Source organism: Geodermatophilus sp. SYSU D00742 (assembly GCF_054049935.1).
The window spans coordinates 44,631-51,074 of the sequence record NZ_JBJGYJ010000035.1; the positions used below are offsets into that span (position 1 = coordinate 44,631).

A 6,444-nucleotide genomic window follows, 5' to 3' on the forward strand; every position below is an offset into this window, starting at 1 on the left:
GGATCCTCTCCGGTCCGGGGCCGCCCGTGCACCCGCTGCCCCCCGGCCTCACCACAGCGGGTCAGCGACGGTGAGCACAACGGAACACGGGTTCATCCCGGCGGCAACCGCCGGGGAACGACGGTCGGTCAGCGTTCGGTGTCATGGCCGCCCCCGCCTCCACGACGCCGTCCACCGCCTCGCCGGCGACCGCGCCGGTCACCGCCCCGCCGCGCTCGTCTGGGCGCTGGATCGACGACTGGCGCCCCGAGGACCCCGCCTTCTGGGAGTCCACCGGCAAGCGGGTCGCCCGCCGCAACCTGTTCTTCTCCGTCTTCTCCGAGCACGTGGGCTTCTCCGTCTGGAGCCTGTGGTCGGTGCTCGTGCTCTTCCTGCCCGAGGCCGTCTACGGCATCGACCCGGCCGGCAAGTTCCTGCTGACCTCTCTGCCGACGGCGCTCGGCGCGTTCGTGCGGCTGCCCTACACCTTCGCCGTGGCCACCTTCGGCGGCCGCAACTGGACGATCATCAGCGCCTCGCTGCTGCTCGTCCCGACGATCGCCACCGCCGTCGTCCTCGAGCCCGGCGTCTCGTACTCCACGCTGCTGGTGGTCAGCTGCCTGGCCGGCGTCGGCGGGGGCAACTTCGCCAGCTCGATGGCCAACATCAACGCCTTCTACCCCGACCGGCTCAAGGGCTGGGCGCTGGGCCTCAACGCCGGGGGCGGCAACCTCGGCGTCCCGGTGGTCCAGCTCGTCGGCCTGCTGGTGCTGGCCACGGCCGGGGTGGAGCACCCGCGGCTGGTGCTGCTGGTCTACATCCCGCTGATCGTCGCCGCGGCCGTCGGTGCGGCGCTGCTCATGGACAACCTGACGACGGCGCGCAACCAGCCACGGGCCATGCGGGAGGCGACCCGCGAGCAGCACACCTGGATCATGGCGTTCCTCTACATCGGCACCTTCGGCTCGTTCATCGGCTTCGGGTTCGCCTTCGGGCAGGTGCTGCAGAACCAGTTCACCGGCTCCTTCGCCACCCCGCTGGCGGCCGCGTCGCTGACCTGGCTGGGGCCCCTGCTGGGCTCGCTGATCCGCCCGCTCGGCGGGTCGCTGGCCGACCGCTTCGGGGGCGCCCGCATCACGTTCTGGACCTTCGTGGCCATGGCGGCCGGCGCAGCGACCGTGTGGACGGCGAGCCGGCTGGGCTCCCTGCCGTTGTTCGTCGTCGGCTTCGTGGCGCTGTTCGTGCTCAGCGGGATCGGCAACGGCTCGACCTACAAGATGATCCCGGCGATCTTCCGCACCCAGGCGCAGGAACAGGTGGCCGCCGGCGTCGACTCCGCGACCGCCGACCGGCACGCGCTGCGGATGTCCGGCGCGCTGATCGGCATCGCCGGCGCGGTCGGCGCCTTCGGCGGGGTGCTGGTCAACCTGGCCTTCCGCCAGTCCTTCCTCACCACGGGCACCGGGGACTCGGCCTACCTGGTCTTCATCGCCTTCTACGTCGCCTGCCTGGTCGTGACCTGGGTGGTGTACCTGCGCCCCCAGGCCCGCATGGCCGGCGTCTGAGCGCACCCCACCCGTGCACATCCGCGGCTCCGCCCCGGGGGGGTTCCGCGGGTGTGGACGGTCAGACGTGGAGCCGGTAACCGCGCTTGACGACGGTCTCCACCAGCGGAGCGCCCAGCGCGGCCCGCAGCCGGGTCACCGCCATCTCCACCGCGTGCCCGTCCCCGCCCCCGGGCAGGCCCTGCACCAGCTCCGGACGCGACAGCACCGTCCCCGGGCGCGTGGCGAGCGCGCGCAGCACCGCCATCGGCCCGGGCGCCAGCTCCACCACCCGCCCGTCGACGACCGCGGCGTGGCCACGTACCTGTAGGTCGTGCCCGCCCACCCGCAGCACCGGGTCCCGCTCGGGCAGCCGGGCCACGACCTCGCGGGCCAGCGCCCCCAGCCGGGACCGCTCCGGCTGGACCGAGGGGATGCCCGCCGCGTCCAGCGGGGCCGCGGTCACCGGGCCCACCGCCACCGGCAGGACGCCGCCGGTGAGCGCGGCCACCAGGTCCTCGCGCCGACCCAGCTCGTCGGCGACCGTCAGCAGGCTGGCCGCGGCCGGGGCGCTGGTGAACGTCACCGCGTCCACCCCGCGGGCCACGATCGCGGCGACGAGCCGGCGCACCGGGGCGACGTCCTCGGGCAGGACCCAGCGGTAGACCGGCACGGGCAGCACCTCCGCGCCGGCGTCCCGCAGCGCCTCGACGAAGTCGGGCAGGGGGTCGCCGTGCAGCTGGACGGCGATCCGGCGGCCGGCCAGCGGACCCTCCGCGCCCGACAGCAGGTGGTCGAGCACCTCCGCCGACGACTCCGACGCCGGTGACCAGGCATCCACCAGCCCGCCACCCCGGATGGCGCCGCGGGCCTTGGGGCCGCGGGCGAGCACCCGGCTGCCGCGCAGGTGGTCGACCAGGGGGAGGTCCCAGGCGTCGGCCGCCTCCAGCCAGCCGCGGAACCCCACCCCGGTCGTGGCGACGACGAGGTCCACCGGCCGCTCCAGGACCCGCCGGGTGGCGGCCACCAGCTCGGTGTCGTCGGCCAGGGGGACGATCCGGATCGCCGGGGCGTAGACGACGCGGGCGCCGCGGCGGGCCAGCAGGGCGCCGAGCTCCTCCCGGCGGCGGGCGGCGGTGACCGCGACGGTGTAGCCGGCCAGCGGCAGCAGCTCGCCGGGGGCCTCGGGCACGGTCTGGCTGTCGGTCACCGCCCCATGGTGCGTCGTCCGCGTTGCGGGCATGTGACGCACCCGGACGACGGCCCGCTCAGTCCGACGGTCCGCGCACCCACCGGGCCAGCAGCACGGTGGCGTCGTCCTGCAGGAGCCCGTGCTGGTGCTCCAGGACGGCGTGCACCAGCCGCCGTGCCGTCTCCGGCGGTGGCTGGTCGGCGGCCACCTCCCGGATGAGGAGGTGGGCGAGGCGCTCCTCGCCGAACCACTCGCCGGCCGCGTCGCGCGCCTCGGTGACGCCGTCGGTGTGCAGGGCCAGCCAGTCCCCCGGCTGCAGCGACTCGTCGGCCACGGTGAGGACCCCCGTCCCCAGCCCGAACGGCACCCTCCGGCCGCCGGAGAGGTGCTTGACGACCTTCCCCGAGCGCAGCAGCAGCGGTGGCGGGTGTCCGGCGTTGACGTAGCGCAGCCGCCCGGTGCCGACGTCGAGCTCCGCGAGCACCCCGGTGGCGAACGCGCTGCCCGAGAAGGTCGTCGCCAGCACCTCGTCGATGGCCCGTGCCTGGTCGTAGATGCCGCGGCCGTCCCGCCGGGCGCTGCGGTAGGCGGCCAGGGCCGCGGCGGCGAGCAGTCCGGCCGGGAGCCCGTGCCCCATGGCGTCGAAGACCGCCACCGAGATGGTGGCCTCCGAGATCGAGTAGTCGAAGGCGTCCCCGCCGGCCTCGTACGCCGGCTCCACCAGGCCGGCGAGCACGAAGGCGTCGCTGGCGGCGGTGAGCGGCGGCAGCTGCTGCCACAGCAGCTCGGCCGACGGGGTGCGCGGCCGGGTCCGGCGGGCCTGTTCGAGCGCGTCGCCGTACTGCCCCATCGTGGCCACCAGGTGCCCGACCATGCCGGCCAGCCACCGGCACTCCTCGCGCAGCGCCGGGTCGTACAACTCCCCGACGGTGCCGACCCGGACCTCCAGCACGCCGATCCGCTCGGAGCCGTCGAGGACCGGGACCCACAGCCGCGGGGTCCCGCCCGCCTCCGACGGCAGCGTGCGCAGCGTCTGGAAGGCCCGTCCCGGGATCGTGCCGTCGACGCCGACCGGCTCGCCGTCCGGCGTCCCCGGCGGGTGCAGCGGCCGCAACCGGCACCCCTCGTGGTCCGCCACGTGGACGGTCACCTCCACGCCCATCGCGGCGCCGGCCGCCGCCACCAGGGCAGGGAGCCGGTCCGGCGGTGCGGCGTGGGCGGCCTCCACCAGGTGCAGCAGCGCCGCGAACGGCCCGCTGGCCGGCCGGCGGGCCCGCAAGGGCGAGCTGTAGGGGACCCGCCGCTGGGTGAACAGCTCGTCGAGGCGTTCGTTGAGGGCGTGGGCCAGCACGGTGCGCTGGCCGGGCGGCAGGGGTGCCAGGCTCTGGAGCTGGGCCTCCAGCTCGAACAGGTCGGCGGTGCCGCCGAGGGCGAAGTACCGCGTCCACAGCTGCTCGAGCGTCAGTTCGGCGCTCTCGAAGGCCGCGCGCAGCGCCCGGTGCTGCTCCTCCTCGGGCGTGGCCGGCGCCGGACCGGTCATCACCGGAGCCGGCGGACCGCGGAGCCGACCACCGTCCGGGCGACGTCCGGCAGGCCGCCGGCCTCCTCCCCGGCCCGGGCCAGCAACATCCCGAAGGCGACGTCCTCGGTGACTCCGTGCCGGGCCATGAGCACGCCCTTGGCCATGCTGACCGTGTCCCGCGTGCCGATGGCCGATCGCAACCCCTCGCTGAGCCGCCGGGCGCGCTCGTGGGTCTGCACGTTGGCGACGAGGATGGCCGCCTGCGCGGAGAACATCGACAGCAGCCGCTCGCTGTGCCCGTCGAAGGTCCCGGGCCGGTCGGCGTAGACCTTGAGCGCCCCCAGCGACGTGTCGCCGGCCACCAGCGGTGCGCTCATCGCCGCGCGCAGACCCAGGGGCGCGACCGCGGCCGCCCAGCGGGGCCAGCGCCGGTCGGCGGCCAGGTCGTCGACCCGGACCAGCTGACGGCCGGCCGCGGCGGCCAGGCACGGGCCCTCGTCCAACACGTACTGCAGCGCGTCGGCCTGCTCCACGCGGGCGTCGGTCGATCCCGAGCTGCGGCGCCCCCGCTCGTCGACGACGGAGACCCCGGCGCCGACCGCCCCCGGGACGGTGTCGAGCGCCAGCGAGCTGGCCAGGCCGAGCGCGGTCGCGACCGTCTCCTCCGACAGCAGCAGCCCGGACATGCGGGCGAACACGGCCGACAGCTCGTCGGTCAGGGGCAGATCCGGTTCACGGTCTCGGTGCAAGGCACCCCGTCCTGAGGTGGCCGCACACCCCGCCGCTGCTGGACGGGTGACGGCGTGGGCCCAGCCTAGCCGCCCGGGTCCGCCCCGGTCGTCCCGTCGACGCGGACGTCGGCACGGTCCCGGGTGCCCTCCGCGGCGAAGGCAGCGGCCTCGGTGACCTGCCAGCGCCGCCACTCCGGCTCCAGTGCCGTGCCGTCCCGGGCCAGGCCCCGGGCCAGCCGCACCTCCGGAGGCGCCTCCACCCAGATCCGCAGCGCGGTCCAGGGATCGGCGGCGCGCGGGCAGCTGCCGCAGCCCTCGACCACCAGTACGCCCCCGGGCGGCACGGGGGTCGGGTCGGCGGCGAAGCGGCCCGCCGTCCAGTCGAAGCGGTGGTAGGCGCCGGCGCGGCCGGCGGCGAGCGGGCGCAGCACGCCGGCGGCGAGGCGGGCGAAGGCGCCGGTGAGGGTCCAGCCGGCGTAGAGGTCGTCCATGTGGACCACGGTGGCCCCGAGCTCGGCGGCCAGGCCGGCGGCGAGGGTCGTCTTGCCGGAGCCGGCCGGCCCGTCCACGCAGACCAGCCGGGTGCTGCCGAGCCGGGGGGCCGCGGTGCGCACCAGCGCGGCGAGGGCGGCGCGGTCCACGGCGGGGGACTCTGCCAGCAGCGCCTGGGAGGATGGGTGCGTGCCCCCGACTCCCGTGTCCGCCGTGCCCCGCCGCTGGCGCCTGTGCTGCGCCGCCGTCGCCGTCGTGGTGGCCGCCGTCCTCGCCTACGTCGGGCTGACGCTGCACGAGGACACCTCCGGGGTCGTCACCTACACGACCGCCGACCAGGTCGCGGTGGTGCTCCTGGGACTGGTCCTGGGCGCCGGGGTGCTGGCGCTGGGCCGCCCACGGGTGGACGCCGACGCCACCGGCATCCGGGTGCGCAACCTGCTCGGCCGGCGGGAGCTGCCGTGGACGGCGGTGCAGGCGGTCCGTTTCGACAAGAGGTTCAGGTGGGCGACCCTGCTGCTGACCAACGACGACGAGTTCGCCGTCCTGGCGCTGCAGGCCGCCGACGGCGAGCGCGCCGCGACCGCGGTCGAGGGGCTGCGGGCGCTGCTGGCCGCCGCCCGGGCCGCGGAGCCGGCGCCCCCGCCCCTGCTGCACGACCCGCGGGAACGCCCGCAGACGCCGCGCGGCTGACCGCCACCCCGGGAATGACCTGCCCGCTCCGGACGCTGTAGCATGGGCGTGCCTCCCCGCTACACCGAGGCGCGCGAACCACCCAGCGGCCCCGCCCCGGGCCGCTGACCAAGAGGAGCCCGCTCCCACCTGGCGCCGTCGAGGCGCCCAGGTCCCCGGATCGCGGCAGACCGGCCCTGGCCGGTCCGCCGCGGCGCGGGGGGCGCGCCCCCCCCCCCCCCCCCACCCCCTGGCCGCCCCCGGCCCCGCCCCACCGCGCAACCCCCCCCCCTAGCCACCCCCCGGGGGGCC

General features: G+C 76.5%; 6 protein-coding genes. 2 read left to right on the forward strand and 4 right to left on the reverse strand.

The features are described from left to right. Nucleotides 1–143: 143 nt before the first annotated feature. Nucleotides 144–1,544 (forward strand): nitrate/nitrite transporter, encoded by a 1,401-nt coding sequence (locus ACI78V_RS19405; protein WP_456853712.1) that lies wholly within the window; start codon nucleotides 144–146, stop codon nucleotides 1,542–1,544. A 61-nt stretch (nucleotides 1,545–1,605) separates the two neighbouring features. Here ACI78V_RS19405 and ACI78V_RS19410 read toward each other — a convergent pair whose 3' ends face one another. The 4 genes from ACI78V_RS19410 to ACI78V_RS19425 form a co-directional block, all read right to left on the reverse strand. Continuing rightward, a complete protein-coding gene (locus ACI78V_RS19410; RefSeq protein ID WP_456853714.1) occupies nucleotides 1,606–2,733 on the reverse strand; it encodes a uroporphyrinogen-III synthase in 1,128 nt (375 codons plus the stop codon). 58 nt (nucleotides 2,734–2,791) lie between these two features. Beyond that, a complete protein-coding gene (locus ACI78V_RS19415) occupies nucleotides 2,792–4,255 on the reverse strand; it encodes a PP2C family protein-serine/threonine phosphatase (protein ID WP_456853716.1) in 1,464 nt (487 codons plus the stop codon). Continuing rightward, nucleotides 4,255–4,986, reverse strand: coding sequence for a GAF domain-containing protein (locus ACI78V_RS19420; protein ID WP_456853718.1), 732 nt, complete (start codon nucleotides 4,984–4,986; stop codon nucleotides 4,255–4,257). Before ACI78V_RS19420 ends, ACI78V_RS19415 begins: the two co-directional genes overlap by 1 nt. A 65-nt stretch (nucleotides 4,987–5,051) precedes the next feature. Then, nucleotides 5,052–5,609: a uridine kinase family protein gene (locus ACI78V_RS19425; RefSeq protein ID WP_456853720.1), complete on the reverse strand. Its 558-nt coding sequence runs from the start codon at nucleotides 5,607–5,609 to the stop codon at nucleotides 5,052–5,054. 40 nt (nucleotides 5,610–5,649) lie between these two features. On the opposite strand from ACI78V_RS19425, the gene ACI78V_RS19430 reads away from it, so the two are divergent. Then, a complete protein-coding gene (locus ACI78V_RS19430) occupies nucleotides 5,650–6,153 on the forward strand; it encodes a PH domain-containing protein (protein ID WP_456853722.1) in 504 nt (167 codons plus the stop codon). Nucleotides 6,154–6,444 lie beyond the last annotated feature (291 nt).